Source organism: Micromonospora inyonensis, assembly GCF_900091415.1.
Classification (GTDB): Bacteria; Actinomycetota; Actinomycetes; order Mycobacteriales; family Micromonosporaceae; genus Micromonospora; species Micromonospora inyonensis.
In genome coordinates this window covers 3,055,163-3,080,939 of sequence record NZ_FMHU01000001.1, presented here as the reverse complement: position 1 = coordinate 3,080,939, position 25,777 = coordinate 3,055,163, and the positions used below count along the sequence as shown (strand labels likewise).

The following is a 25,777-nucleotide window of genomic DNA, read 5'->3' as shown; positions in this document are numbered from 1 at the left end:
CGGTGAGGCGGTGCGGTGGGTGGTCAGCGGGCCATGTAGCGGTACTGCTTCTCGACGTCGGACGCCGAGACGACGGTGTCGAGGAACATCAGGGCGTCCATGCGGCAGTCGCAGCCGTCCGAGTCGCCGGTCAGCACACCGGCCAGCCCGATCGCGCGGACGGCGAACCGACTCGTTCTGGTCATCGCGATACACCTCGTTTCAGCTCTGTTGGAAGCACGCAACCGCTTCCGGAATAGCTCACGGGCTCACGCTCCAACTCTGTGTGCCGCTGTCACGTCGGACTCCGTCACGGCTTCGGCGGTGCCGTCGGCTCGGCGGGCCCTCCGCCGAGGTACAGCTCGCCGAGCTGCGGGTCGGCCAACAGTTGCGAAGCCGGCCCGGAGATGTGCACGCGCCCGAGGTCGAGCACGCAGCCGAGATCGGCCGTCTTCAACGCCCACCGGGCGTTCTGCTCCACGAGCAGCACCGCCGTACCGGCCTCGCGCATGCGCACGACCTGTTCGCACACGGTGGTCGTCGCCCTCGGGTCCAGACCCATGGACGACTCGTCGAGGAGCACGATCTTGGGATCGGCCATGAGCGACCGGGCGACCTCCACCTGCCTCTGCTGCCCGCCCGCCGGAAAGCAGTCCGGCCGGCCATTTTCCCACGCTGCGCGACGGCCGGGAAGACCTCCTTACGAAGGCCGTCCCTTCGGCGGTCAACGTTTCGTCCTTCACCGTGTAGCCGCCCGGCTCGAACGCGTGGGTCTGCTGCACCCGCATCCAGCTCGACAACCTCGGCTTCGGTGCCGGCGACCCCCAGCTGGTCAGCAAGCTACCGGGCTTGCGCCATGTGCGCGTTCGCACCGTTGAAGGCGGCGAGACGCCGGAGTGCTACGGCATCACCGATGACGAGACAGGCCGTCTGGAGCGGGCCGTACCGTTTTGCCAGCTGCTCGGCACGCCAGCCAGGCATCTTCAATTCGACATGAGCGCGCGGGCGGAGCTCCCTCATCTGCTTGGTCGGGGCGTTCGTCTGCTCGGCTCCGGGGGCGGTGGTGACGTGTTTGGCATCGCCTGTCGAGTCGGAGGTTCAGCGTAGGGCGGCGTGGGCGTCGGTCAGGAAGCGGTCGCGGTCGTCGGCGTGGGCGATGGCCGCGTTGTAGACGGCGTCGATCGCGGCGACCAGCGGGGCGTCGTTCGTCAGCGCGGTCAGGGCGGGGAACGCGGCGGCCTGCTGGAGTATCTCGGTGACGCCGTGTGTGCCGAACGCCGTCAGGTCCAGCCGGAGCGGGACGGTGGTGTGTGGCACCTCGGGATCGGACAGGAGCCGGTCGAACGCGGCCCGGCCGTTGTGCTCGGTGAAGGATGGGGGCAGTGGGCGGTTGGCCTCGGCGTCGGCGAGCGCGTCGGCGATCCATCCGATCTGTTCCAGCCCGGTCACGCGCATCGCGCGGCGGGCCGCCCAGCAGGCTGCCTGGCGTTGGCGTTCGGCGGGTAGCGCGTCGATGCGGTCGAGCAGCGGGCGGTCGATCCGGGCGAGGGACCGCGCCTGGCTGACCAGCCTGCGGACCCGGTCCGACGGTGGCGCGCCTCCCCACTGCTCGGCGAGGCGCTGCGCCTGCAGGCGGCGAGAACTTTCGGCCAGCGCGGTCGCCGTGGCGGCCTGCTCGCGCAACGTCTCGGTCCACGGGTGCGACCCGGGGGCGTCGAGCAGGTGGTCCCAGATCAGGCCGAGGGCGAAGGCGTGCCGGCCGAGTACGCCTTCGTGCCGCAGGGTGAAGCCGTCGGGGCCGGAGGTCAGTCGTACGGTGCTCGGCTCGTCGTCGGGCAGTGTGGTCAGCGGGCGAGGGAAGATCGGCTCGTCGGCGGTGGCCCACGACCAGGTAAGCGTCTCGCTGTCGACGCGCTCGAGCCGGATCTCCAGGTCGCCGGCGGGCAGTACTCCCTCGGGAACCTGGACCGGCGTGGGCCGGTGACGGATCACCGCCACCCGGGACGGGCCGCTGTCGTCCTGGTACGGGTCAGGTGCCATCAGCGCCAGGATGGCGGAACGGTTCGAGGGGCGCGGTACCAGGGACAGCATCGCCCACTCGGCGGCCTTCGCCGGTTTCTGATCCCGGTTCCGGCCTTCTGGGTCGACCTGCACGGTGCGCCACGGCGTCTCCTCGGCCACCGCCCAGACGTGCAACTCGTGCTGCTCGGGTGGGTCGTCGTCGGTGCGGACGGTCTCGTCCAGGCGGTCGCGTGCGTGCACCCGCACCCGGATCAGCCCACGCGGGACGGCGACGTCGGTGAGAGCCTCCGCGACTCCGCCCATCAGGCCGACGACTGACAGCCGGCCGCTGGGACTCCAGAGGGTCGCCTCACTGATCGCGTCCCAGCCGGTGTCGATCCCCGCCGAAGGCTCGGGCAGGACGCGGACGCGTGCCTCGACCCAGCCGGTGTGTAGGCCGCAGAAGCCGTTGGACTCGCTCGGCCCGCGGACGTGCAGCAGGTCGTCGCCGAGGGCGTAGATGCCCATGCCGGAGGCGCCCGGCCCGGCGGGCACGATGTACTGACAGTGACTGACGAACACTGGCGGCACGGTCCACTGCAGCGACTACTGCCGCCGGGTCGGCGCTGTCGGCCTGCACGGTGATCGCCCTCCGCCCCACCGCTAAGATCTGGTCCACCACGTCCTCGGCGCGTTGCTGATTCTGCTGGAACGTCAGTGCCACATCGGCGCCGTCCTTGGCCAGGCGCAGGGCCACCGCGGCGCCAATGCCACGACTACCACCTGTAACGAGAGCTACCTTGCCGTCAAGTGCGTTGTTCATAGAGGAAAGCCTGGTCGGCCAAAGGCCAGCCGTCTGGCGGTGATCAGACGACGCGTTCGCGTTTCCGGCACCCACGGCCCCATGCCCGGTGGCAACCGACCGCACCGCCGCATCCTCTTCTGGCTCCCCTCTGTGTCAGACACCGCCGGGAGGAGAGTTCTATCCTGGGTCTCGGTGGGTCCGGGAAGTGACTTCTCCGAAGAGCCGGCTGGGGGGATGGGAGTCGGTCACGCTGGAGTCAGTAGTCGTTCCCCGTTGTCCTCCCGGGCCCGCCGCCGTCGCCACCGCGTCGCTGATCATGCAGCTGGGACACCATCCGGGTGTGGTCCTCACCGAGCGAGCGGCGCCGGTCGACCAGAATCCGCAGCAGGGCCAACTGCTCATCGTTGACCACCGGGCGCAGCCCGGCCATGCGGGTGCCACCCAGCGCGATGGAGTGGGCGTCGGTGGCGTCGGTCTTGCGGCCCTGCCCGGTGGCGAACACCCGCGCCCTGGCGGACAGCTTCGGCGGGACGTCGACGGCCTGCTCGCCGTCGGCCAGTAGCCGGTTGGCGATGTGCCGACCGATGCCCTGGCAGCCCTCGATCGCCCAGACCCGGTTCGGCCATTGGGTGGCGTACTTCCTCATCGCCGTGTAGCCATCCCGGTCGGTGTCGAACCGGCCGCCGCCGACGACGGTCTCGTCGCCGGCCATGACCTCGATCGTTGCCGAACGCTTGTGCGGGTCCATCCCGATGACCACACGATCTGACGTGCCACTCACCGCGTCCTCCGATGCTCGATCCACCTGGGTTGTCGAGCCGGGAGGGCAACGCTACTTCGAGCCGAGCAAACCCCTCTTGAGCCTCTCCCCGCCCTGGGGCGACGCCCGGGTCGCGCAGGCCAAATGAGAGCCACACGACCAGCGTGGGCAGCCGCAATGAGAGCGACAACCCGGGCGCCTCGACCGAAGCCTGGCCGGGCAACGGTCGCAGGTCAATGAAACAAGTAGCCGCGATGAAGGTGCGCCGGCCGTTGATGTAGTCACGGCCGGGAAGGATTCTTTCTACCCTGGCCTCGGTGCTGTCCATGCCGTCGGCAGTCGGGAGAGCGGTGCCGACTATGGGAGCTGAGACAGGAATTCTTCGATCGCTGTACCGACCTCGCCGAGGGCTTGCGTGTAGGCCCGTAGCGGTCCGGGTGGCCGCAAGCCGTGATCGCCGCCGGTGATGGTGACGACCCTCTTGCTCGTTGCTGCGGCGATGTCAGGTAGCCAGCTGCGGTCGCGGGTCCCCCCGACAAGAAGTGCGGGCGCCGGGTTTCGGCCGATCGCCTCGGCGATGACCTCGATATGCAGAAGCGGCGTCAGCCAGATCGCTGGGAGTTGCTGTTCGGCCGCGAGCATGGCGGCGTGGGTGCCGAGCGACTTTGCGATGATCACGGGCTGCGCGGCGGGCGCCGCGCTGGCCAACCGGTGTAGTGCCGCAGAGACGTGCGCCCGAACGAATGGTTCCGGCCCGATGTCCAGCAGACCCTTCGGGACGGTCCAATTCACCGTCTCTACTGGTATGTCGCGGTCGGAGAGCGCCTCGCTGGCAAGGTCGAGCAGAGGGGCCTGCGGACCGTAACGGCCTCCGGGGACGATGACTCCAGCGATCACTCGATAACTGTAGCGACCGGAACGCAGCGCTTCACTGTCATGCCACGTCGGTGTCCTCATCGCCGGCCTGGTCGAACATCCGGCGTGCCTGGTCGATGGCCGACCGCGCCTGCTCGCTTGCCCCAACCCGGGCCAGAGCCCGCGCCCGGCCCGCCGCCGCCAGCGCACCCGACGGCGAGGCCGTCGGAGTTACCGCCAACGCCGCCAGGTCAGAGCCATTATTGCTGGTGCGCCGCCAGGGACTCGAACCCCGAACCCGCGGATTAAGAGATGAACATCTATCGACTCGATGGGTCCACCTCTGTCGCTTGAGTCCATCTACTCGCGGTCAATCCCCAGATTCGCCCGCACGACGTGCCGCTCAGTCCACCAACTGTTGGCTCGTCCATCGCGCTGGAGCACCCATGGAGCACCCGGTGACAGCGGGCGTCAGGCGCCGTGGACGTGTGTCCAGTCGCACGCCTTGGCGGACACGGTCGTCCGGTACGTGGCCGCAAACGAGCCGCTTTTTGGGGACAGGCAAGACTGGACCTCGTCACTGGACGGTTGTTTCGCGTTCGCGGCAGTAGCGACCGATTCAGGGTGAGGTCCTCGGTGGCGGAGTCCGCCTGGTGCGGGTACTATCCCGGTCGAGTCGACCGCATCCTGAGGGATGCCAGGGAACTCCGGTGAGATTCCGGGACTGGCGCGCAGCGGTACGGGCGACGGCGGCACGATTTCGCCACTGGAGAGTACTTCTCTGGGAAGGCCGTGCCGCCGGTTGACCCCAAGTCCGAAGACCTGTCGGCTCACATGCTCGTCGATGGACTCTCGCGATCAGGGTCTCCAGACTTGAGAGGCCGCATCATGCCCCGGCGTAGGCTGCCGTTCTGGCCGCTGTTATTCGTGCTGGCCGTCGCGTCGGTCCTGAGCGTGATCGCCTCGCTGGCCTTCGGTTCCGAGCGAATCCCGCTCACCGAGGTCGTCGCGGCGGTCACCGACCGCTTCTCCGGCGAGCCGGCCGGCCGCTGGGATGTCATCGTCTGGGAACTGCGCCTGCCCCGCGCGCTGCTGGCGCTGGTCGTGGGCGCGGGCCTGGCGATCGCCGGGGCCGGCATGCAGACCCTGGTACGCAACTCACTGGCCGACCCCTACCTGTTGGGTATCAGCTCGGGCGCCTCGGTGGGTGCCACCGCGGCCCTCACCACCGGCGCGCTTGCCGGGCTGGGCCTCTACGCAGTCTCGACCGGGGCGCTGCTGGGGGCGGTCGGATCCGCGCTGCTGATCTGGCTGATCGCCACCGCGCAGGGTGGACTGACCCCTATCCGGCTGGTGCTCTCCGGCGTCGTCCTGTCCTCCGGGTTCTCAGCGATCGCCTCGCTGCTGGTCTTCCTCAGCGACGATGCGCGCGCGGCGAACTCGGTGATGTTCTGGATGCTGGGTAGCGTCGGCGGAGCCACCTGGGAAAAGCTTGTGATACCCGCCGCGTTCGTCGTCGTTCTCGCGGCCGGCTTGCTGGTTGTGCATCGCTGGCTCGACGCGCTGGCCGCCGGGCCGGAGACGGCCGCGGCTCTCGGGATCAACGTGGCCGCGTTGCGTACGGCGCTGTTCGTGATCCTGTCCGTGGTCGTCGGTGTGCTGGTGGCGGTCAGCGGGGGAGTGGGGTTCGTCGGGCTGATCGTTCCGCACGCGGCCCGGCTGATGGTGGGCGCCCGGCACCGGGTCGTCCTGCCGGTCGCGGCGGTGGCGGGTGCGATGTTCCTCGTCTGGGTCGACGTGCTGGCCCGGGTGATGGTGCGACCGCAGGAGATTCCCCTGGGCGTGGTGACAGGCGTGCTCGGGGCGCCCCTGTTCCTGCTGCTCATGGGCCGAGGTTCGTACCGGTTCGGTGGTGACCGATGACCCCCGCCCTACGCCTGCACGACGTCTCCGCCCGGATGGGCGGCCGTACCGTGCTGCGTGGAGTCGACCTCGACGTCGCCGACGGCAGCCGGCTCGGCATCGTCGGGGTCAACGGCGCCGGGAAGACGACGCTGCTGCGGGTGCTGGCCGGAGTGCTGCGCCCCAGCTCCGGAACCGCGCTGATCGCCGACGGGCGGGGCGGACTGATCGATCTGCGGCGGCTCCCGAACCGGGAACGCGCCCGGCAGCTCGCCTACGTGCCTCAGGAGGACGTGACGACCTCCGAGCTGCGGGTCGGGGAGATGGTCACCCTCGGCCGGGTGCCGCAGACCCGTCCCTGGGCCCGCGGTGGCCGCGCCGAGCGCGATCTCGTGCTCGACGCCCTCGACGCCGTCGGACTGGCCGGCCGGATCGACACCGTCGCCGACCAGCTATCCGGCGGCGAGCGGCGCCGGGCCGTCCTGGCCCGCGGCCTGGCCCAGCAGTGCCCGACGGTGCTGCTCGACGAGCCGACCAACCACCTCGACGTCGCCTGGCAGCTCGACCTCCTGGAGGTCTTCGCCACACGCGCCCGAACCCTGGTGGCCACCGTGCACGACCTCGATCTCGCCCTGCGCTTCTTCGACCGGCTGGCCCTCGTCGGCTGGCGCGCGGGCAGCGACCGGACGTCGGAGCCAGCGGGCATCGTCGCCGTCGGCCCGCCCGCCGAGGTGCTCGGCGCCCACCACGTCGAGACGCACTTCGGCGTCGGCTCCGTTCAGGTGCCCCACCCCGACCTCCCGCAGCACCATCTGCTCATCCACCCCCGGAAGGACACCTCACCGGCATGACCGTCTTCCCACCCGGCCGTACCCGTGTCACCGCTCTTGTGCTCGGCTTGTTCACCCTCACCGCGTGCACCTCCGGCGAGGCCGGATCGAGCGCGGCCACCGGTGCCATCACCGTCCAGAACTGCGGGCAGGACGTGAGCGTCGACAAGCCCGTCACCCGGCTGTACGCGTACGACGGCGGCATCATCTCGATCGTGCTGTCCGTCGGCGCACGCGACCAACTGATCGCCGTCACCGGGATGGACCAGGACCGGGACGTGATCGAGCTCGCCTATCCCGAAGCCCGGATCGATCAGCTGAAGGAGGTCGGGGACGAGCACCCCACCCTGGAGAACGTCCTGGCGGTCAACCCGGAGATGATGTTCGCCGGCTACGGATACGGGTTCAGCGAGTCCCGCAACCTGATGCCTGAGGACCTGACGACCCACGGCATCAAGACCTACCTGCTCAGCGAGACCTGCAAGCAGGACAACGGCGCTCGCGGCACGATGGACGCGTGGACCGCGCTCACCACCGACCTGCGCAACGTCGGCACGCTGACCGGCCACCGCGAGACCGCGGACACCGTCGTCGCCGACATCGAGAAGCGGCGGACGGCGCTGGCCGCCGCACCCAGGGGCGGGAAGCCGACCGCGTTCCTCTTCGACTCCGGGACCGACGCCATCTTCACCTCCGGTTCGTACGGCGGCCCGCAGGCCATCTTCGACGCCGCAGGGGTCACCAACGCCACCGCCGACGTGAAGGACACCTGGACCGAGGTGGGCTGGGAGCGGCTCGCCGCATCGAATCCGGACGTCATCTTCTTCGTCGACTACCCGGGACAGTCGTACCAGCAGAAGGTCGACACCTTGAAGGCCAACCCAGCATCCCGCAACCTCAAGGCGGTCAAGGATGGGCGGTTCGTCAACCTGCCGTACGCCATGTGGGTCTCCGGCCCCCTCAACATCGACGCGGCCGAGTGGGTACGCGAAGCGATGGAGCATTTCGGCGTCGTCCCGAAGTCATCGGTCTCGCCGACGCTCGACATCCGGCAGCTCAGCAAACTGCCCGGCAACGACTGGCTCAAGTGACCGCCCGCAGCTTGAGTCCGGCGCGGGGAGCGCGCAACCTGCCGACAAGCACGCCAGGCCCGCGATGGTCCCCGTATACCCCCCGAAAACCCCTGCTGAGTGGTGACTAAAGGACGTCTCGTAACTCGGTGAACGCCTGGTCAGACAGCGAACCGGCGTTCAGCCAGCGAGGATGATGTTGTGGAGATGGGCGATGCCCGGACGCGGTGTCGGCGAGGGTGTGGGCGGCGCGGCGGTGGTCGCGCAGGACCTTGAAGCCCTTCATTCGGGCCAGGGCGTGTTCGACCTGCGCGCGGACGGTGCGGTGCTGCTTGTTCAGGTCCTTCTTCCAGTCGGGTAGCTCACTGCCGTCGGTGGGCTTGCGGTAAGGGATGATCACCTCGGGGTTGCCGCGCGGTAGGCGCCGTCGGCCATGACCGGCCGTCCGGCCAGCTTCTGGTCGATGCCGCTGGTGCGGCAGACGAGGGTGTCGTTGCGGTTGCCGGGCTGTGGGTCGCCGAGGGCCACAACCAGGCGGGTGTGGCGTCAATGGCGACCTGCAGCAGGTTCGTCGAGTAGCGGTAGTTCTTACTCGGGGCGGCCAGACGGCGGTCCCGGGTCGGGATCAGGGTGCCGTCGACGACGGTAATCTGGTCGACCCTGCGCCAGCGTCCCGGGGTCAGGGCGAGTAGCGGGCCGAGGGTGTCGATGACCCGGTGGGCGGCAGAGTGCGACACCCCGAACAGCGGGCCGATCGGGCTTGTCAAGTTTTCGGCCCTGTCTCACATTCGGTGGTGACGGAGAGTCGTGAGGGTCATTGACACTGGCGTGAGGGCTGTCGATGAGCTTGTGCGGCCGGTGTTTTCGGGTCTTCTTCCGCTGGTCGTAGAGGGTGTGACCGACGAGGGTGAGCGGATCGCGGGGGGCCCGGACGTCGCAGGACACCGCGGCCTGAACCACTCAACCCCGCGAGTCAACCAAACCCGGGGCAGTCCCACGTGTGGTGGTTCGGAGTGTCGAGGATCAGCAGGAATCGGGCCTTGGTGTCGGTGTCGGCGAGCGTGAGCGCTTCGTCGAGGGCCGCTTGTGTGGCCATCTTCGGTGGTGTGGGCGTGTGGTGGTGTTCCCAGCCGGAGACCGTCGCGGCGGCTACCCCGAGGTGCCGGGCGAAGTCGTGGACGGTCATCCGGAGCGCCTCGCGCAACGCGCGGGTTTCCCGTCCGGTCCACCGGCCGACGACCACCGTTCCACAAGAGCAGCCACCCGTCGCCGCGTGAGTGGCGAGAGTGGCGGGCCGGCCAGCGCGTCGCTGGCGTTCCTCGTCCCGTTCCCGCGCCTGCTGGGTGTGGAAGTCCCGGACCAGCGCGGCCACCTGGTCGAACGCGGCCAGCAACGCTCCTCGTGCGTCGACCGCCCGGTCGGCGTCCTGCCAGAACCGGCGGATACTGATGTCCCGGCCGATCTCAGCGTTCGCCAGCGTACTGCGGGAGTAGCAGATGGCCTTGGCGAGCTGCATCTGCGTCAATCCTGTGGCGGCGCGCCATGCGGCTAACTGCCGGCCGAGGTCCCTGCGCGCCTCAACCACCCGCTGCGAGGTGATCGGCCCCGGAAAGCATCGGGCCAACGGATACCGGGCACCTACAGCCGGGCCGGCGATCCGCACATTCGTCATCGGGACCGCCACCGATCAGCAAGCCAGTGCGCCTGGCGGTGCCCGACCACTGCGACGCCCTGTCGGGCAAGGCCGCGAGGCCCTCCAGCGCGACATCCGACGGTTCGATGAACACTTCGACGGGCTCCGCGAGGACAGCGACAGCGCCGGTCCTACTGTCGCGACGGACTACCGTGACGTCATCCGCGATGACGTTCGCGCGCACCGCCGCCACCCTGACCGAGATAACCGGACCGGCTGCCTTCGCTGCCGCTGCCGTGCGACCAAGGTCGTCGCCGGATGCGGTCGCGGGCACTTCGGCGACTGGTCCTGGCTCGTCCGGGCTTTCCTCAGGGTCTCTGGCGTGTCCCTGAATGATTAAGAACCCGAGGTCGGCGTTGGTCGCCTTGCCCAGGACCTCCCGCAACGCCGTACGGTACGGCTCAAACGGCCACCGATGCTCCCCACGTTCGAGCCTGCCGATGTAGCGGGCGTCCACCGCGCTACGGTGTCCCCCGTGAGCGTAAACATGGGCGCTGACCGCGTCGGCCAACTCCTGCCGAGACATCACCCGCCCCGACCCTGACGGAGACCTCAACGCCAACCGCGCCACGCGGAGCAGATCGTTCGGCCCCGGTTGGCCACGAAGCTTCCTCTCCTGGAGTATCTCGCCTGCTGCCACCATTGCACCCCGTGCAGAGGAACGGGCAGGTCTGCACAGGCGCAGGACAGGAACCTGCCCTGCGCATCAGACCTCGACCGGCGGGTCAGCGGGCTGTTTCTTGTTCCGGTTTGCCCAGCCGGCGGGTGCCGAGCACGACCGCCCCACCTTGCTGAAGCCGGCGACATTCCTGTACGGCCGAGACGGCTTGCTGCGTCCCTGGGGTTATCTTCGCTGCACCGTGAGGTTGAGCTCGGTGACGGCCAGGTGGGTGATGTCGGGTAGCTGGTCCTCGTTGAGGGTAATCCCGTGCAGGTTGCCGAGGCTGGTCTTCAGGTCGTGCAGCGAATTGCCCCGGAGGTCTGCGCCGTGGAGCTGGCAGGAGTCGAGTTCGAGTCGAGCGAGTTGGCAGGACCTGAAAACTATGTTGGGGAGTCGGCAGGAGGACCAGGTGGCGTCGGTGAGGATGCAGTCGACGAAGGCCACGGCTCCGGCGGCGGTGATCCGGGTGAGGGTGGCGTAGTCGAAGCGACATCCCTCAAACAGGACGTCCTTGACGCGGATGTCGGTGAGTCTGGTGCCCGTGAACCGCGAGCCGGTGACAGCGCAACGCTCGATGGTGACGCCGGACAGGGTGGCTCCGGAGAAGTCGGTGCGGGTGATCTCGCAACCGAAGAGGGTTCCCGGCTCCCAGGTGCTCTCGCTGAGGTCCGCTCCGGTGATCCGGCTGCTGCGGATCCTGACACCCTCGAGCTCAGCGCCGCGCCAGGAGGCGTTCTCCACGGTGGCGTCGCTGAGGTCGTCGGTCACTTCGCTGGTGCTGTCCAGGTCGTCGGGGTCGAGATCCGGGAGCAGGATCCGCAGGTCGCCGACTGTGGTGGTTCGCATATGTCCTCTACCTGTTTCTGGGGCGACGCGGGGCGGGCCAACCGCCCCGCGCACCGAGTGTCGGGTCCGCTGTCAGCGGATCACTTCTTCTTGTTCCAGTTGTCCCAGCCCAGGCGGCTGTCGAAGCTGCCCCGGTCGTCCCAGGTAGGCCGATTGTCGACTTCGCGGCGTCGACCGACGCTACCGCGCGGGACGGCTCGACACCGAGACGGTCGAGGCGTTGCGGCGCGGCGTTGATCAGAGCGGCGAGGGCGTTGGTCATGCTGCTCCTCCAGTCTGGGCGAGGTGGTCCGCGGTGGCGCGGACGAGGGCCTGCCGGGTGGTCCGGCAGAAGCTGGTCTCACGGGTGGTGAAGGTGCGGTGCTCGAATTAGCGGTTGCCGGCAGGGGCGGGCCGCCGGCGGACCGGGCGCGGCCGGTCTTCCTTCGGTAACGGGCTATGCGCCAAGGGCGAGCCCGTAGGGTCGGTCGCGTGGCCGAGACGCAGACCGAACCTGACATCTCCTACATCGCCAGCGTGACGCGGGTCCGCGCGGCGGCCGGCGTGATCTTCCGGGATCAGGCCGGCCGAGTGCTGGTGGTCCACCCGACGTACATGGACGTGTGGGAAGTTCCCGGCGGAACGGTGGAGCCGGACGAGTCTCCGGCGGACGCCTGCACGCGCGAGATCCGGGAAGAGCTGGGCCTGTCGGTGCCCGCAGGAGCGCTGCTGTGCGTCGACTGGGTGCCGGCGAGCCCGCCATGGGACGGCGGGCTCATGTTCGTGTTCGACGGCGGGGTGCTGACAGCGGACCAGATCGCGACGATGCGACTGTGCCCGGACGAGCTCGACCGATTCGAGTTCGTCGAGCCGGAGCGCTTGGGCGAGATGTTGATCCCTCGGTTGGCTCGGCGGGTTGTCGCGGCGCTCGCCGCAATCGGGCGTGGTGGTGTCTACCTTGAGGATGGAGTCGCTACCTCAAATAGATAGTCGGGCTGAGGGTGTGGACGCGGTGTGCGTAGCAGGTCAGGCGGCGGAGCTATCGGTTGCCGCCGAGGTCAGGACGGCCTCGCCGGCGGCGATGGTCGCGGCGGCCTGCCGCACGACCTCTCGGCCGAGGACGGCATCGCGGAGGACTTCGTGCTCGCTCAGCAAGCCTGTCGTCAGAACTCCTCGCGGGTAATGTCGGCACCGAGGGCGGTGAACCGGCTGGTCAGGTCCGCGTGGCCCCGGTCGACCATGGTGCCGTTGCCGATGACGGTTTCGCCGTCGGCGACAAGTCCGGCCAGCACGAGCCCGATGCCGGTCCGCAGGTCCCGGGCGATGACCTCGGCACCACGCAGCGGCTTGCCACCGTGCACCACGGCCTTCTCGCCGTCGACGATGAGGTCCGCGCCGAGCTTGGTCAGCTCACCAGCGAGGGCGTAGCGGGCGTCGTGAATGCGCTCACGGAAGTAGCTTGTTCCGGGCGCTTGGGTGGCGAGGGCCATCAGCGGGGGCTGCAGGTCGGTGGCGAACCCGGGGTGGGTGTCGGTGAGGACGTTGATCGGGTGCAGTTGACCGGGTCGGGTGACGTTGGTGACCGCCCCGACGGCGCCGAGGTCGATGCCCATCTGGTGGAGCTTGTGCGCGGCGACTCCGAAGTGATCCAGCACGTTGCCACCGACGAGGTTGATCGCACCACCGGTGATGGCAGCCGCGATGGCCAGCACGCCGGCATCCATGCGGTCCGGCATGATCGTGTATTCGACCGCGTTGAGCTCGTCGACCCCGTTCACGACGATGCGGCCGGTATCAGACGATCAGATTTGGACGTGCGATCTCGAAGGCACAGCCCCAGGAGAGAGTGAGGCCAGCCCCGCCATGGCCATAGTTGTGGACCACCTTCGCGTCACCAAGCTGCTCTTCTTCGACCCGGACGTACGGCCGGGTGGGGCGAAGTCCCACCCGGTGCTCGACGACCCGGGCGTTACGCAGGCGAGGCTCGACGTCGGCACAGCGGGCGACGATCGCTGCGGCGGTCTCCGGATCGGGTTCTCGGTTCCACTCACCGGGTTGGGCGGTGCCGCCGAGCACGAGAGTCTCGCCCTGAGGATAGAAGTGCAGCAGGTCCGGTGAGGGCCCGGTGTCTTCGGAGAAGAACTCGGTGATGCCGGGGTTCTCGACCACGACGAGCTGCCCGCGGATCGGGGTCAGTTCGGGGTCGGGTACGAGGTCACGGGCACCCATTCCGGAGCAGTTGACGATCACTGGGGCCACACCAACGGCCTCACCAAGCGAGTGAATCCGGCGGATCGCGATCTCGCCGCCGGCCGCCTCAAGCCGCCGGCGCAGGTAGCCGAGGTAGACCGGCATGTCGACCAACGGGGCGGTGTAGCGCCACCCGGTGGCGAAGCCGTCCGGCAGTTCACTCGGCTCGCACATCCGGAACCCGTCGAGCTGGCTGCCCCACTCGGGCGATTCGACAGGCGTGCGGGACGCCTCGATCCCGGAGACGAGCCGCACCCCGGTCGCCGGGTCGGTGGCGAGGTGCCGCAGCACGTCCAGCGTCTGAGCGCTCCACACCCGCACCCGGTCGACGGGCTCGACAAGGTACGGACCCCACATCGCCCCGGCGGCGTACGAGGTGGTCCGGTCGGGTGGCTCGGCTGCCCAGATCTTCACCCGCTGTCCGGCTTCGGCGAGGCAGACGGCGGTGGTGAGGCCGGATACGCCGGCCCCGATGACCAGGGCGTCGAGATCGGTACGGCTCATCGATTGACCGTAGTGTCAGGCCGGTTGGCGCGCGAGCGCGTTCTCAAGGTCGGGGAGCAGGTCGGCGACGCTCTGGTTCCGCTTCCGTCGCCGCAGTTCCTGGGCGAGCGTGCTCAGCAAGGCGGTACTGCGAGGCGATCGGACCTGTTCAAGCCGGGGCAGGGCCATCCGGGTCACGGCGCAGGCGTCGTCGAGTTTGCCGTGGGCGGTGTAGCCGAGGGCGAGCCAGGCGCCTTCGTAGAGGGCTCTCCGCTGGTAGGGGACGTCTGGTCGGCGGGCGTAGGCCCCGGTGCGTAGGAGTGCCTCGCCCTTGCGGAGCAGGGCCCGCCCGTCGGTGCCCCTGCCGTTGGCCACCACCTGGCGACCGGCGAGGATCATCGCGTAGCCGGCCTGGCAGTCGAGGTGGTTCGGGGTCAGGTAGTACATCCACTCCGGGTTGCGGTCGGGCTGCCGCTTCGCGAGCTGGTCGCGGGACTCTGCCCAGGTTTGTTCGCACTGCTCGACGTGTCCGGCGGCGGCGTGGGCGTACGCGAGGCGGGACAGCACGGAGGCTTGGACGCTCGCGGCGGACCGATCGGCGACCCTGCGGGCGGCGCTGCCGAGGCGTAGGCCGTCGTCGGCGTCGCCGAGTGAGGCGGCCTGGAAGGACAGGTCGGCGAGGATGTGGGCTTCCATGGCCCGGTATCCGGCGTCATGGGCGGCGCGCAGGCCGGTGAAGAAGTAGCGCTGGGCGAGACCTTGCTGTCCGGCGTCGAACGCCTTCCAGCCGGCGAGTTGGGCGAGGTCGGCGAGGGCGACCAGAAGTCGGCGGGTGGTGGCGTCGGTGTGGCCGCCGTCGCGGAGTACGAGCAGGACCGCACGGACCTGGGCGCCGACGTAGCCGAGGCCGGACGCGCCGCCGCGCTCGTCATCGAGCAGTTGCAGGCGCGGCACGCTGGCTTCGATCTGCTCGACGAGCGGGTCGTCGGATGTTGCGGTCGGGAGCGCTGCCCCGTCCGCCGGTAGGTGTATGCCGAGGTAGATGTTCACGGCCTGGGTGAGGGCGGCCCCGGAGACGGAGAGGAACATTCTCCGGTCCACCAGTCCTCCCAATAGCCAGTCCTCGGCGACCAGCATGGTGCTCGCGAGTGTCCACGGCCCGTCCATGCCGGTGCTGGCCGCCATGACCAGCGTGCCATCCGCGCTGTTGGGCTGCCCAGGCCAGAGGTCCCCTGCGCTCACGATGCGGCCGAGGCGGCGGGAGATGACGTACGCGGTCAGCGCCGGCAGCGGCGGGCGGGGGATGCCGCCCGCGTCGCGCCAGTGGTAGGGCGCGGTTTCGGCGAGCGTGCCAGCGCCGAAGAGGCGGTTGATCTCCCGCGCGAGGGTGCGCGGGGTGAGGCCCGCTTCGGTCATGTGCGCGGCGAGGGTCTGGTTGGTGCGGTCGGGTGGCAATCCCATCGGTTCCTCCGCAGGGGCAACCGACAGTACCGCGACAGTGCCGGATCGTGTTGACCGCTTCGGTCGACGGAATTGACGCTCTTGACGGTTCCATCCCCTGCCCGAGGGGTGCCGGTTCGCGGTCTGCTGAATGCGTCCCCGCCGGTGCACCGCCAGCAGGGCTGCGCCGGCGGGTGAATCCCCGACGGGCGAGCGGAGGACCTGATGCGTACTTCGGCGATGACCCAGACCAAACCTCCATGGGACTGGGAGTTTGACTGGCACCTCACGAACCGCTGCAACTTCTTCTGCGAGTACTGCCACCCGCAGATCCGCTACGTGCTCAACCGCAAGCACCTCGACGAGCCGACCCCTGAGCTGGTGGTCCGGCGCTTCGACGAGCTGGGCAAGGTCTGCCTGGTGCACATGTCCGGTGGCGAACCGTTCATGTTCCCCGGCTTCGTCGAGCTGTGCCGGGGCCTGGCCGCCAACCACTTCATCAGCATCAACACCAACCTCGCCTCGGACGACGTGGCGGAGTTCGCCGAGCGTGTCCCGGCCGACCGAGTGGCGAAGATCGTCGCCGCGATCCATCAGCCCGAACGCGAGCTACGCGGGCTGGAACTCGACGCCTACGCCCGCAACTACCTGATCCTGCGGCGCGGCGGGTTCGACGTGACCGCCCTGTACGTGCTCTACCCGCCGCTGCTCGGTCGGTTCGCCGCCGACCTGGACCGGCTGCGCGAACTGGGTGTGGACCACGTCCGGGCCAAGGTGTTCAAGGGCGTGTACGAGGGCGTCCGCTACCCGGAGAGCTACACCGACGAGCAGAAGGCCCTGGTGCTGGCGAACTCCGGCGAGTACGTCTTCAACCGGCCCTACCTCGACGGGATCCTCTCCTTCCGGGGACAGGCGTGCACCGCCGGTGTCACCTCGTTCAAGGTCACGGTCACCGGTGACGTACGCCGGTGCGCCTCCGTGCCCACCGGCTACGGAAACCTCTACGACGGCACCTTCCGGCCAGCAGACGTGAACGAGCCGTGCCCCGCCAAACGGGTGCTGGTCCTGTCGCAGTGCCTGTCCTACCTCGTCGATCCTCCGGTCCGCCCCGAACAGGGCGTCGACCCGGACGACCTCTGACCCGAAGGGCATCCCCGTGCAGATCTCGATCCGTCACGCCTGCGTCGACCCCGACGACCAGCCGTTCGACGTCGCCGAGCGTAAGGGAGTCGGCCATCCGGACAGTCTCGCCGACCTGGTCGCGGACGCCTTCTCCCAGCGCTACTCGTCCTGGTGCCTGCGCGAGTTCGGTGCCATCCCCAACCACTGGGTCGACAAGGTGAACCTCGTCGGTGCCGCCGCCGACGTGCGCTTCGGTGGCTTCGACATCCTCAAGCCCGCCGACTGCTACCTCTTCGGAAAGATCACCGACCAGGTCGGTGCCACGCAGGTGCCGATCGAGGAGATCTTCCGAGCGGTCGTTCTCGAGATCCTCCCGGCCGCGCTCAGCGATCGCCGCATCCTCGAACACCTCCGCCTGCACATCAACAACACGCGCGGCACCGCCGTCGACCACGACCGGAGGTTCTACTGCCCGGACGCAGCACCGGACATCAACACCGTGCTCGCGACCGAGTCCGTCGCCAACGACACCGTCGTCTGCGTCGGCACCAGCCGGCGCAGCCTCGCCGCCGATCTCGCGATACGACTGGAACGCCGGCTCACCGCCGAAGCGTTCCGGCAGGCCGTGCCGGCTGCCGGGACCGACGTGAAGGTCATGGTGGTCCGGATCGGCTCGGCGCTGGAGGTCACGGCCGCCGTACCGTTCCACCCCGAGCTGGTCGACTCCTGGCCGACATACCGGACCGCGCTCGCCGAGGCGCAGAGCGCCGTCTCCGCCGAGCTGAAGTCCCTGCTCGACCAGGAGCCCCGAGCCCGGCACGTCACCGGCCTGTCGCTGCATCTCAACACCAAGGACGTCCCCGGTCGCGGCTACCTGGCACCGTTCGGTACCTCTCTCGGCAAGGGTGACTGTGGCGCGGTCGGGCGCGGCAACCGGTACAGCGGCGTCATCGAGCCGCTCCGCCCGGCCAGCGGTGAAGCCCCGGCCGGCAAGAACCCGGTGCACCACGCCGGCAAGATCTACACCGCGCTCGCCGCCGAGACCGCCGAGCGGGTGCTGGCCGAAACCTCGGTGTACACCGAGGTCACGATCGCCGCCCGCAACGGCGGCCAGCTCGACGCTCCCGCCCACGTCCTGGTCTCGGTGGACCGCGATGTCGACGCGCTCACCGTGGCCGAGATCGAAGAGGTGGTGCGACGCGTCGTCGCCGGTGCCCCGACCTTCGCCGCCCGGTTCATCGCCACCGAGCCGCTGGCCCGGTTCCGGGACGGGGTGCCGCTGTGACGCGCAAGGTCCTGTCCACGGTGCACCAACGACACATCGACGCCCTCCTCGACCAGCCCGCGGTCATCGACGCGGAGGGTCTACGTATCGGCTCGCAGTACGTGATGTTCTTCGCCGAAGCCGACCTGATGGGCGAGCACGTAGCCCACCTCACCGAGGGTTTCAGCCGTCCCGACGTACTGGAGGTGGGACTCGGCCTGGGTGTGTTCGCCGCGCAGCTGTCAAAGCGTGAGATCGGCTCGTACACCGCGATCGAACCGCACCCGGCCGTGGCCCTGGCCGCTCGCACGCGGCTGGTCGAAGCCTTCGACACACCCATGCGGGTGCACGTCGACCCGTGGCAGCTCGTGAGGCTACCTACCAGTGCCTTCGACGCGATCATGTACGACACCTGGCCACCGGACGGACACGCCGACCTGGACTTCGCCGAATTCGTCGCCAACGTCGCGATTCCCTGCCTGCGCCCCGGTGGCCGGTTCAGCTTCTTCCACAGCGGCACCGCGATCAGCCCGGCCCGCCGCGCGGTCCTCGACCGGCACTTCGCGGAATGGACCGCCCACCCGCACACCATGCCGGTCGAGCAGACCCCACCGCACTGGACCAAACCCAGCCGCGACTTCCTGATCCCGATCGCCACGAAAGGCGGTGCCCGATGACTCCACCGATCGCGCCGGCGGTCACCGCGCAGCAGATCGACCGGTTCGCCTCGCACGGGTACCTCGTCCTGCCGGATCTGATTCCGCCCGCCACCATCCAGGACCTCCGCGTCGAGGCCGACGAGATTCTCGGTGGCCGGCTCGCCCGGATGGTGGCCTCCAGGACACTCGACCCGCGCGTCACCTGGTGGCGCCTCACCAGCGGCAAGCCGTACGTCCTCAAGGTCAAGCCCGTGGTCGACCTGTCCCCGACCGCCACGACGGTGGCCGACGACCACGCGCTGCGCGCAGTCGTCGCCGACCTGCTCGGTGCGCCCCCGGCGCTGATGGACAACAAGCTGATGTACAAGCAGACCGTCGACATCTCCGCAGGCTGGGCGACGCTGCCGGTGCTCGGTGAGGAGGTTCGCAAGCACACCGACGCCGCCTACTACGCGACACGCGGCTACCCACGGGTGCTCACCGTCGCCGTCTGCCTCGACCCCTGCACCGAGAAGGCCGGCGCGCTGCGGGTATGGCCCGGCAGCCACCGACGCACCATCGGGATGATCCCGACGGACAACCAGGGGCCCGTCGTACCGGACGCCGCCGCGCCCGACACGGCGGCCGTGACGCTGGTCGCCGCGCCCGGCACGGTACTGGTCTGGGACGCCGCCCTGGTTCACGCCAGCGGACCCAACACCTCCGGTCACCCACGCCGGCTGCTCGTGCTCGGGTACAGCCCCGCCCGGCCGGAACGCGGGGCACCGCGATGAAGATCCTCATGCTCGGTGGCACCCGGTTCGTGGGCCGGCACATCGTGGAGGAATGCCTCCGGCGCGGAGACGACGTCACCGTGCTCTACCGGGGCCGGTCACCGTCACCCTTCGCCGGGATCACCCGCCACGTCCTCACCGACCGACGCGCACCAACCGTCGAAGCAGCCGCCGTCCTCGCCGAACCCTGGGACGCGGTCATCGACACCAGCGCCCGCGACGTCGACGACCTGCGCCCGGTCCTGCCCCTGCTCGGTGGCGTCGGCCGGTACCTGTTCGTCTCCAGCTGCGGGGTCTACCGCAGGACACCCGGCCGGCACGGCCTGACCGAACGGGCACCCACCATCGCGGCTGACGTCTCCCACCCGGTACGTGCCTCCGCCACCCGCAAGCTCCGCTGCGAGCGGTACCTCCGGCGTCGTCTCGACCGGACCGACGTACCGCTGCTCACCGCCCGCCTCGGCCTGGTCATCGGCCGGTACGACGACAGCGAACGCCTCGCCTACTGGCTCGAACGCGCCCTGCGCGGCGGCGACGTTCTCGTCCCGATGGACGACCGCCAGGCCATCCAACTCGTCGATGCCGTCGATGTCGCCCGGTTTCTGCGCGACGCCATCGACCAGCGACGGACCGGCGTCCTCAACGTCGCCGGTGCCCGCACCACCGCCCGAACCCTGGTGGACACGGTCCTCACCAGCGCCGGCCGAGCCGTTGCCCCCTGTCGCGTCGGCGAGGAGTTCGCCCTCGCCCATCGCCTCCAACCGTGGACCGAGATCCCGCTGTGGCTGCCCGCCAGTAGCCCCGAACTGGCTCTCATGTCGGTCGACAACAGCCGTGCCACCGACGCCGGTCTCACCCTCCGCCCCCTTGCCGACAGCATCACCGACGCCCTCGGTTGGCAGGCGCTACGGCGCAGTTGGTCACAGCGATGGCTCGATCATGCCCGTGAGCAGGACCTGATCAAGCGGTGGAGGGGATGACGGCGATGCTGCCCTACACCCAACCCGCGCCGTACCACTCGCAGTGGGGCGAGGACCGCTGGCTCGCCGAGAACTACCACCTCCCGGTGCACGGAGTGTTCGTCGACGTCGGCGCTGGCGACGGCGTACGCGGCAGCAACAGCCTCTACTTCGAGAACCGGGGCTGGCGCGGACTCTGCGTGGACGCCGACCCCCGCAACCACCAACGCCTCCGGGACCGCTGCTGCGCCGTGGACACCTGCGCCGTGTCCGCCACCCCCGGACTCTGGCCGTTCGGCATGTACGCCCACAAGCCCTCGTGGTCCGGCCTGCAGCGGCGCGGCACCGACTACCAGGAGATCCTCGTCGCCTGCCGCCCCCTGGAAGACCTCCTCGGCCAGTGGTGCATCGAACAGATCGACCTGCTCAGCATCGACGTCGAAGGCACCGAACTCGACGTCTGGGACTCCTTCGACCACACCCGGCACCGGCCGACCATCGTCATCGTCGAGTTCGACGACGAGCACCCCGACCGGCACCGCCACACGATCCACCGCCACCTCGGCCCGGACACCTACGAACTCGTCCACGAGACACCAGCAAACCTGATCCTGCAGCGGACAGACCGACCCTGGCGGCGACGCCGATGACCCACCCCGGCATGTCGATCACCCAGCTGCTACCCGACGGCAAACTGATCGTCCTCTGCGGACGCGCCGACGACGCGTCAGCCTGGCAGGACCTGCTCGGCCCGGCCCGGTGCCTCGCCATCGCCCTGGACGACGCACCGTCCGAGGTCCGACCCCGGACACTGCGCGGCGCGTCCGACCACCTCGCGTGGCAGCACCACGCGATCGGCGGGCTCGACAGCTCCGGCTGGCTCGCCGAACCGGCGGACGCCTTCGACCCCGACCACACCGCGACACTCGTTCTGCCCGACCCGCTCGACCCGCCGAGGGCCGGGACCCGGCGACGGTTCGGCGTCAGGCAGCCCGCGTGGCGGCTGTTCGAGGACAAGACCGTGGTCGACACGCTGTGGGACGCCGCCGGGGTGCCACGCGCACCGTCGATCGTCGGTGACGGCACCGCTGACCTCGCCGTGCTGGGGACGATCGTGGACCAGGGCACCGGAGTCGTCTGCTCCTGCCAGCCCAGGGGTGCCGGTCCGTCCGCCGGCGGTGACGGCATCTGGTGGTGGCGCGACGGCCCACCACCGACGACCATCCCCACCGCCGGATCCGGAACCTGGCGGGTCCGGCTGATGCCGCTCCTCGAAGGCATCCCGGTACGCCTGCACGGGCTGGCCCTCACCACCAGGACCATCCCGTTCCCGCCCATGGAACTCGTGACGCTTCCCCGCCCCGGGCAGGGGACGTTCCTCTGTGCTGGTGCCGTTCCCCTGCTCGACGGTGCCGCCGATCTCGTCACCCACACCGCGCGGATCGGGGTTGGGCTACGCGAACGCCTCGGCTACCGCGGCGGCTTCTCCGTCGACGGCATCCTCACCTCCAACGGGTTCCAGCCCACCGACTTCAACGCTCGGCTCACGTCGGCCATGGAAGCGGCACCATCCGACCGTCGGGTCCTGCTGCACGCGGTCAACCTGCTCGCCCGGGAAGGAAACGAGCCCGACACCGGCGCGGTCGAGCAACTCGCGGAGGAGGTCTTTTCCATCGGCACCAGCTGCACGATCTTCGGCGCGGCCACGCACGCCGACGAGAGGGCCTCCCGGACGGCGTCGGTCCGCTGGGATGGTGACCAACTGGTCCCTGCCCCCAGCGGTGCGGCAGACGGAAGGCTCGTCATCACCCCGTCGCCGCGCGGCTGGCTGCTCACCGCGACCCTTGCCGCCGCCCGGCTCCCGGGCGGTGGCCGGGTCGGACCCCGGGCACCTGAGATCTTCCGGGTCAGCGACGAGGTCCTCGGCACCAACTTCGGCCACCTCGTAGCGCCGTTCGACACCAGGCCCAGCACCTGTCTGCCGGAAGCACAGCCCAGCCCCGAGCCAGCGGGTAGGTAGACGGGTCGTGAACGGGAGTGGTTGAGGGGACGATCGCTACATGCGGTCCGGGGTGGCGATGCCCAGCAGGTACAGACCTCGGTGCAGGACCCGGGCGGTGAGGTCGCACAGGGCCAGCCGGCTGTCGCGTACCTCGCCGGCGGCGCCAAGAACCGGGCAGCGCTCGTAGAACCCGCTGAAGGTGGCGGCGAGGGTGTGCAGGTATCCGGCGAGCCGGTGGAACTCCAGGGTGTGCTCGACGCCGGTGACGACGGTGCCGAAGTTGACCAGTTCGAGGGCGAGGGCGTGCTCTGCCGGGTGACCGATCGAGATCGGTCCTGCGGTGAACTGCTCGATGCCGGCGCGGCGGAAGATGGACCGGATCCGGGCGTGGGCGTACTGGAGGTACGGGGCGGTGTTGCCGTCGAGAGAGAGCATCCGCTGCCAGTCGAAGACGTAGTCCTTGATCCGGTCGGTGGACAGGTCGGCGTACTTGATGGCGCCGATGCCGACCGCGGGGGCGACGTCGGCGACGGCCGCCTCGGACAGGTCGGGGTTCTTCTGCCGGGCCAGTTCGGAGGCCCTGGTCACGGCCTCGTCGAGCAGTCCGACGAGCTTGATCGAGCCGCCGACCCGGCTGCGCAGCATCTTGCCGTTCGGGCCGAGGATCGAGCCGAAGCCGACGTGCTCGGCCCGCGCGGGCGGGCTCAGCCATCCGGCCTGCCGGGCGACCGCGTACACCATCTCGAAGTGCTGACGTTGCGGCAGGCCCACCACGTAGAGCAGCCGGGTCGCGCCGAGGTCCCGGGTCCGGTGCCGGATCGCCGCGAGGTCGGTGGCCGCGTAGCCGTACCCGCCGTCGCGCTTGCGCACGATGAGCGGCAGCGGCTGCCCGTCGCGGCCGGTGAAGCCCTCTGGGAAGACGCAGGCGGCGTCACCGCTGTCCCGCAGCAGCCCGAGCTGGTCCAGTTCCTCGGTGACCGGGGCGAGCATGTCGTTGTAGTAGCTCTCGCCGTGGAAGTCCTGCTCGGTGAGCAGGACGCCGAGCTGGTCGTAGACGGTCAGGAAGTACTTCTCCGACTCGGCGACCAGCAGCCGCCACAACCGCAGGGTCAGCTCGTCGCCGCCCTGCAGGGCGACCACCCGCTGCCGGGCCCGCTCCTTGAACGTGTCGTCGGCGTCGAACTTCGCCCTGGCGGCCTTGTAGAACGTGTCCAGGTCGCCGACGGACAGCTCGTGGGCGGCCTCCGCCTCGCCCAGGTCGAGCAGGTGCTCGATGAGCATCCCGAAGGGGGTGCCCCAGTCGCCCAGGTGGTTGGCCTTGATCACCCGGTGCCCGAGCCACTCCAGCAGCCGTACGGCGGCGTCGCCGATGACGGTGGACCGGAGGTGCCCGACGTGCATCTCCTTGGCCACGTTCGGCGCCGAGTAGTCGACGACCACCGTCTCGGAAGCGGCGCTCACCGCGACGCCGAGGCGGGCGTCGGCGGCCAACCTCGACAGTAGGGTGCCAAGAGCCGGGTCGGCGACCGTCAGGTTGATGAAACCCGGACCGGACACCTCCACAGCCGCACAGAGGTCCGCCAGCTCCACCCGGCCGAGGACCTCGGTGGCGATGTCCCGGGGCGGGCGGCCGAGCCGACGCGCCAGGGACAGGGCGGCGTCAGACTGGTAGTCGGCGTGCTGCGACCGCCGTACGACCGGGTCGACGGGCTCGCCGGCCACGGCCGAGAACGCCTGCGCCAGCCGGCCGGCCAACAGCTTTTCAAGATTCATGAAGTGCGCCAATCTCGCTCCGATCCGCCTCGCGCAGCGAGGCGGATCTGCCGGGGGAATGCTCGGGGAGCGGATCGATCGACGACCAGGTTGACCGGCGGATCGATCCGCCGGTGGCGAAGAGGTCAGCTCAGGCGGTCGAGTGCGGCTCGCAGGCGAGCCACGGTTCGCTCACGTCCGAGGATCTCGATCGACTCGAACAGCGGCAGCCCGACGGTACGGCCGGTCACCGCGACCCGTACCGGCGCCTGGGCCTTGCCGAGCTTGAGCCCGCGCTCCGCGCCGATCGCCTCCAGCGTCGACTTGAGGACCTCGGCCTGCCACTCGCACGTCTCATACGCCTCGACCACAGCGGCCAGCAGCACCGGGGCCTCGGCCTTCATGGCCTTCGTCCACGCTGCCTCATCGGTGACCGGCTCGTCGAGGAACAGGAAGTCGACCATCGGCACGATCTCGGAGAGCACCGCGATCCGGGTCTGCGCCAGTTCGGCCACCGCAGCGAACGCGTCGGCGTCGTACGCCTCCGGCCGCCAGGGCGCGGCCTCGGCACTCAGCCAGGGCTGACACGCCTCGATGAACGCCTCCACCGATAGCGCCCGGATGTAGTCCCCGTTGAAGGCCCGCAGCTTCTTCACGTCGAAGAACGCCGGAGAGGGGTTGACGTCCTCCAGGCGGAACTCCGCCACGATGTCGTCCCAGGGCAGGATCTCGCGGTCACCGGACGGTGCCCACCCGAGCAGCATCAGGTAGTTCCTCATCGCACCGGCGAGGTATCCCTCGGCGCGGAAGTCCTCCAGGGCCACCCGGTCCCGACGCTTGGACAGCTTCTGCCGCTTCTCGTTGACCAGGATCGGCGCGTGCACCCATACCGGGGGCTCAGCGCCCAGCGCCTCCCACAGCAGTTGCTGCTTGGGCGCGTTCGGCAGGTGCTCCTCAGCCCGGATCACGTGGGTGATGCCCATGACCATGTCGTCAACCACGTTGGCCAGCAGGAACACCGGCGACCCGTCGCCGCGGGCGATCACGAAATCCTCGATCAACTTGTTGTCGAAGGTCGGCTTTCCGCGTACCAGGTCGACGATCACCGTCGAGCCGTCGTCCGGCGTACGGAAGCGCAGCGCACGACCTTCCCCGTCGCTCTGGGCACGGTCCCGACAGAAACCGTCATAGCCCTTGTGCTCGCTGCCCGTACGCGCGATGACCTGGTCCCGGGTGCAGTCGCAGTAGTAGGCGCGACCGGCGGCGAGAAGCCGGTCGATGGCCTCGCGGTGCTGCGGGGCATAGTCGGACTGGAACAGCGGACCCTCGTACTCGCTCGGGCCGATGCCGAGCCACTCCATCGCATCGAGGATACCCTGCACCCACTCCGGGCGGTTCCGCGCCGCGTCCGTGTCCTCGATCCGCAGCACCATGGTTCCGCCCGACTGTCGGGCCAGCACCCAGTTGAACAGGACAGACCGGGCATTGCCCACGTGGAACATGCCTGTCGGGGAGGGCGCGAAGCGAACACGGAGATCGGAACTGGTCACGGATAGCAGGCTACCGAACATGCGGCGGTCAGCCTCACCGATATCCGGGCCGGAGCTTCCGAGGCGAGACGGGGCGCACCCGATCTGCGCAGACCTGCTGTGAACGGGGTGCTGGAAGCGACAGCCGCGTCTCTACGCGAAA

At 69.4% G+C, this 25,777-nt stretch carries 25 protein-coding genes, 4 pseudogenes and 1 riboswitch; of the genes and pseudogenes, 11 read left to right on the top strand and 18 right to left on the bottom strand.

Features of this window, described 5'->3' with window-relative positions; all coding sequences use genetic code 11:
* Window positions 1–23 precede the first annotated feature (23 nt).
* From GA0074694_RS31630 to GA0074694_RS13940, 6 genes and pseudogenes are all read right to left on the bottom strand, one after another.
* A complete protein-coding gene (locus tag GA0074694_RS31630) occupies window positions 24–185 on the bottom strand; it encodes a hypothetical protein (RefSeq protein ID WP_176737900.1) in 162 nt (53 codons plus the stop codon).
* Between the two features lie 104 nt (window positions 186–289).
* Window positions 290–580 (bottom strand): ATP-binding cassette domain-containing protein, encoded by a 291-nt coding sequence (locus GA0074694_RS13965; RefSeq protein ID WP_218105683.1) that lies wholly within the window; start codon window positions 578–580, stop codon window positions 290–292.
* 497 nt (window positions 581–1,077) lie between these two features.
* Window positions 1,078–2,562 (bottom strand): hypothetical protein, encoded by a 1,485-nt coding sequence (locus GA0074694_RS13955; RefSeq protein WP_176737726.1) that lies wholly within the window; start codon window positions 2,560–2,562, stop codon window positions 1,078–1,080.
* Window positions 2,561–2,803 (bottom strand): annotated as a pseudogene (locus GA0074694_RS13950) (SDR family NAD(P)-dependent oxidoreductase); the annotation flags it as partial. The gene GA0074694_RS13955 and the pseudogene GA0074694_RS13950, both read right to left, overlap by 2 nt.
* A gap of 238 nt (window positions 2,804–3,041) precedes the next feature.
* The gene (locus GA0074694_RS13945) at window positions 3,042–3,566 is read right to left on the bottom strand and encodes an IS110 family transposase (RefSeq protein ID WP_245714686.1); all 525 of its coding nucleotides are present in this window, start codon (window positions 3,564–3,566) and stop codon (window positions 3,042–3,044) included.
* A gap of 336 nt (window positions 3,567–3,902) precedes the next feature.
* Window positions 3,903–4,442, bottom strand: a complete 540-nt coding sequence (locus GA0074694_RS13940) for an alpha/beta hydrolase (protein ID WP_091458063.1) — start codon at window positions 4,440–4,442, stop codon at window positions 3,903–3,905.
* Window positions 4,443–5,060: 618 nt separating this feature from the next.
* Window positions 5,061–5,244, top strand: a riboswitch (cobalamin riboswitch).
* Window positions 5,245–5,288: 44 nt separating this feature from the next.
* On the opposite strand from GA0074694_RS13940, the gene GA0074694_RS13935 reads away from it, so the two are divergent.
* The 3 genes from GA0074694_RS13935 to GA0074694_RS13925 are packed head-to-tail and all read left to right on the top strand — an operon-like array spanning window position 5,289 to window position 8,223.
* Complete coding sequence (locus GA0074694_RS13935; protein ID WP_091458061.1) at window positions 5,289–6,323, top strand: FecCD family ABC transporter permease; 1,035 nt, start codon at window positions 5,289–5,291, stop codon at window positions 6,321–6,323.
* Entirely contained in the window at window positions 6,320–7,153 is an 834-nt protein-coding gene (locus tag GA0074694_RS13930; RefSeq protein ID WP_091458058.1) for an ABC transporter ATP-binding protein, read from the top strand. The genes GA0074694_RS13935 and GA0074694_RS13930 overlap by 4 nt, the downstream gene beginning before the upstream one ends.
* Window positions 7,150–8,223 carry an ABC transporter substrate-binding protein gene (locus GA0074694_RS13925; protein WP_091458056.1) on the top strand — a complete coding sequence of 358 codons (1,074 nt, stop codon included), beginning with the start codon at window positions 7,150–7,152 and terminating at the stop codon, window positions 8,221–8,223. Before GA0074694_RS13930 ends, GA0074694_RS13925 begins: the two co-directional genes overlap by 4 nt.
* Before the next feature lie 159 nt (window positions 8,224–8,382).
* On the opposite strand, the pseudogene GA0074694_RS13920 reads toward GA0074694_RS13925, so the two are convergent.
* From GA0074694_RS13920 to GA0074694_RS32895, 6 genes and pseudogenes are all read right to left on the bottom strand, one after another.
* Window positions 8,383–8,972: pseudogene (locus GA0074694_RS13920) on the bottom strand (transposase family protein); the annotation flags it as partial.
* 203 nt (window positions 8,973–9,175) lie between these two features.
* Window positions 9,176–9,787, bottom strand: a complete 612-nt coding sequence (locus GA0074694_RS13915; protein WP_281189946.1) for a helix-turn-helix domain-containing protein — start codon at window positions 9,785–9,787, stop codon at window positions 9,176–9,178.
* Window positions 9,780–10,352 (bottom strand): hypothetical protein, encoded by a 573-nt coding sequence (locus GA0074694_RS30910; protein WP_141714100.1) that lies wholly within the window; start codon window positions 10,350–10,352, stop codon window positions 9,780–9,782. Before GA0074694_RS30910 ends, GA0074694_RS13915 begins: the two co-directional genes overlap by 8 nt.
* A 387-nt stretch (window positions 10,353–10,739) precedes the next feature.
* Window positions 10,740–11,402 (bottom strand): pentapeptide repeat-containing protein, encoded by a 663-nt coding sequence (locus GA0074694_RS13910; protein WP_091458054.1) that lies wholly within the window; start codon window positions 11,400–11,402, stop codon window positions 10,740–10,742.
* A gap of 80 nt (window positions 11,403–11,482) precedes the next feature.
* Window positions 11,483–11,664, bottom strand: a pseudogene (amcA, locus tag GA0074694_RS34195) (multiple cyclophane-containing RiPP AmcA).
* Window positions 11,661–11,798 (bottom strand): annotated as a pseudogene (locus GA0074694_RS32895) (cyclophane-forming radical SAM peptide maturase AmcB); the annotation flags it as partial. The pseudogenes GA0074694_RS32895 and amcA, both read right to left, overlap by 4 nt.
* Window positions 11,799–11,873: 75 nt before the next feature.
* On the opposite strand from GA0074694_RS32895, the gene GA0074694_RS13900 reads away from it, so the two are divergent.
* Entirely contained in the window at window positions 11,874–12,371 is a 498-nt protein-coding gene (locus GA0074694_RS13900) for an NUDIX domain-containing protein (protein WP_245714684.1), read from the top strand.
* Window positions 12,372–12,407: 36 nt separating this feature from the next.
* On the opposite strand, the gene GA0074694_RS33650 is transcribed toward GA0074694_RS13900, so the two are convergent.
* The 4 genes from GA0074694_RS33650 to GA0074694_RS13885 are packed head-to-tail and all read right to left on the bottom strand — an operon-like array spanning window position 12,408 to window position 15,575.
* A complete protein-coding gene (locus GA0074694_RS33650) occupies window positions 12,408–12,536 on the bottom strand; it encodes a hypothetical protein (protein WP_281189945.1) in 129 nt (42 codons plus the stop codon).
* An 8-nt stretch (window positions 12,537–12,544) separates the two neighbouring features.
* Window positions 12,545–13,165: a hypothetical protein gene (locus tag GA0074694_RS13895; protein ID WP_342670936.1), complete on the bottom strand. Its 621-nt coding sequence runs from the start codon at window positions 13,163–13,165 to the stop codon at window positions 12,545–12,547.
* A gap of 10 nt (window positions 13,166–13,175) precedes the next feature.
* Window positions 13,176–14,135, bottom strand: coding sequence for an FAD-dependent oxidoreductase (locus GA0074694_RS13890; protein ID WP_091458050.1), 960 nt, complete (start codon window positions 14,133–14,135; stop codon window positions 13,176–13,178).
* Between the two features lie 15 nt (window positions 14,136–14,150).
* Window positions 14,151–15,575, bottom strand: coding sequence for an NsdA family TPR-like regulatory protein (locus GA0074694_RS13885; RefSeq protein WP_091458047.1), 1,425 nt, complete (start codon window positions 15,573–15,575; stop codon window positions 14,151–14,153).
* A 219-nt stretch (window positions 15,576–15,794) separates the two neighbouring features.
* On the opposite strand from GA0074694_RS13885, the gene GA0074694_RS13880 reads away from it, so the two are divergent.
* From GA0074694_RS13880 to GA0074694_RS13850, 7 genes are read left to right on the top strand one after another with little or no spacing between them, the layout of a single operon-like run.
* Window positions 15,795–16,694: a radical SAM protein gene (locus GA0074694_RS13880; RefSeq protein ID WP_091458045.1), complete on the top strand. Its 900-nt coding sequence runs from the start codon at window positions 15,795–15,797 to the stop codon at window positions 16,692–16,694.
* A 16-nt stretch (window positions 16,695–16,710) separates the two neighbouring features.
* Window positions 16,711–17,961, top strand: coding sequence for a methionine adenosyltransferase (locus GA0074694_RS13875; protein WP_091458043.1), 1,251 nt, complete (start codon window positions 16,711–16,713; stop codon window positions 17,959–17,961).
* The gene (locus tag GA0074694_RS13870) at window positions 17,958–18,617 is read left to right on the top strand and encodes a class I SAM-dependent methyltransferase (protein ID WP_091458041.1); all 660 of its coding nucleotides are present in this window, start codon (window positions 17,958–17,960) and stop codon (window positions 18,615–18,617) included. Before GA0074694_RS13875 ends, GA0074694_RS13870 begins: the two co-directional genes overlap by 4 nt.
* Window positions 18,614–19,372, top strand: a complete 759-nt coding sequence (locus tag GA0074694_RS13865; protein ID WP_091458039.1) for a phytanoyl-CoA dioxygenase family protein — start codon at window positions 18,614–18,616, stop codon at window positions 19,370–19,372. Before GA0074694_RS13870 ends, GA0074694_RS13865 begins: the two co-directional genes overlap by 4 nt.
* Before the next feature lie 8 nt (window positions 19,373–19,380).
* Complete coding sequence (locus GA0074694_RS13860; RefSeq protein WP_091459151.1) at window positions 19,381–20,352, top strand: NAD-dependent epimerase/dehydratase family protein; 972 nt, start codon at window positions 19,381–19,383, stop codon at window positions 20,350–20,352.
* Window positions 20,349–20,981: an FkbM family methyltransferase gene (locus GA0074694_RS13855; protein ID WP_245714681.1), complete on the top strand. Its 633-nt coding sequence runs from the start codon at window positions 20,349–20,351 to the stop codon at window positions 20,979–20,981. Before GA0074694_RS13860 ends, GA0074694_RS13855 begins: the two co-directional genes overlap by 4 nt.
* A gap of 11 nt (window positions 20,982–20,992) precedes the next feature.
* Window positions 20,993–22,351 carry a hypothetical protein gene (locus tag GA0074694_RS13850; protein WP_245714680.1) on the top strand — a complete coding sequence of 453 codons (1,359 nt, stop codon included), beginning with the start codon at window positions 20,993–20,995 and terminating at the stop codon, window positions 22,349–22,351.
* A 36-nt stretch (window positions 22,352–22,387) separates the two neighbouring features.
* Here GA0074694_RS13850 and argS read toward each other — a convergent pair whose 3' ends face one another.
* The gene (argS, locus tag GA0074694_RS13845; protein WP_091458037.1) at window positions 22,388–24,106 is read right to left on the bottom strand and encodes an arginine--tRNA ligase; all 1,719 of its coding nucleotides are present in this window, start codon (window positions 24,104–24,106) and stop codon (window positions 22,388–22,390) included.
* Between the two features lie 125 nt (window positions 24,107–24,231).
* On the bottom strand, window positions 24,232–25,656 hold the full coding sequence (gene gltX / locus GA0074694_RS13840; RefSeq protein ID WP_218105682.1) for a glutamate--tRNA ligase: 1,425 nt from the start codon (window positions 25,654–25,656) through the stop codon (window positions 24,232–24,234).
* Window positions 25,657–25,777 lie beyond the last annotated feature (121 nt).

What these genes read in the sequence shown, in the direction of transcription:
- argS (WP_091458037.1), bottom strand. Translation starts at nt 24,106, where the DNA reads ATGAATCTTGAAAAGCTGTTGGCCGGCCGGCTGGCGCAGGCGTTCTCG.
- GA0074694_RS13925 (WP_091458056.1), top strand. Translation starts at nt 7,150, where the DNA reads ATGACCGTCTTCCCACCCGGCCGTACCCGTGTCACCGCTCTTGTGCTC.
- GA0074694_RS31630 (WP_176737900.1), bottom strand. Translation starts at nt 185, where the DNA reads ATGACCAGAACGAGTCGGTTCGCCGTCCGCGCGATCGGGCTGGCCGGT.
- GA0074694_RS13850 (WP_245714680.1), top strand. Translation starts at nt 20,993, where the DNA reads ATGTCGATCACCCAGCTGCTACCCGACGGCAAACTGATCGTCCTCTGC.
- gltX (WP_218105682.1), bottom strand. Translation starts at nt 25,656, where the DNA reads ATGTTCGGTAGCCTGCTATCCGTGACCAGTTCCGATCTCCGTGTTCGC.
- GA0074694_RS13865 (WP_091458039.1), top strand. Translation starts at nt 18,614, where the DNA reads ATGACTCCACCGATCGCGCCGGCGGTCACCGCGCAGCAGATCGACCGG.
- GA0074694_RS13885 (WP_091458047.1), bottom strand. Translation starts at nt 15,575, where the DNA reads ATGGGATTGCCACCCGACCGCACCAACCAGACCCTCGCCGCGCACATG.
- GA0074694_RS13880 (WP_091458045.1), top strand. Translation starts at nt 15,795, where the DNA reads ATGACCCAGACCAAACCTCCATGGGACTGGGAGTTTGACTGGCACCTC.
- GA0074694_RS13890 (WP_091458050.1), bottom strand. Translation starts at nt 14,135, where the DNA reads ATGAGCCGTACCGATCTCGACGCCCTGGTCATCGGGGCCGGCGTATCC.
- GA0074694_RS13855 (WP_245714681.1), top strand. Translation starts at nt 20,349, where the DNA reads ATGACGGCGATGCTGCCCTACACCCAACCCGCGCCGTACCACTCGCAG.
- GA0074694_RS13930 (WP_091458058.1), top strand. Translation starts at nt 6,320, where the DNA reads ATGACCCCCGCCCTACGCCTGCACGACGTCTCCGCCCGGATGGGCGGC.
- GA0074694_RS13910 (WP_091458054.1), bottom strand. Translation starts at nt 11,402, where the DNA reads ATGCGAACCACCACAGTCGGCGACCTGCGGATCCTGCTCCCGGATCTC.
- GA0074694_RS13965 (WP_218105683.1), bottom strand. Translation starts at nt 580, where the DNA reads ATGGCCGATCCCAAGATCGTGCTCCTCGACGAGTCGTCCATGGGTCTG.
- GA0074694_RS13860 (WP_091459151.1), top strand. Translation starts at nt 19,381, where the DNA reads ATGCTCGGTGGCACCCGGTTCGTGGGCCGGCACATCGTGGAGGAATGC.
- GA0074694_RS13935 (WP_091458061.1), top strand. Translation starts at nt 5,289, where the DNA reads ATGCCCCGGCGTAGGCTGCCGTTCTGGCCGCTGTTATTCGTGCTGGCC.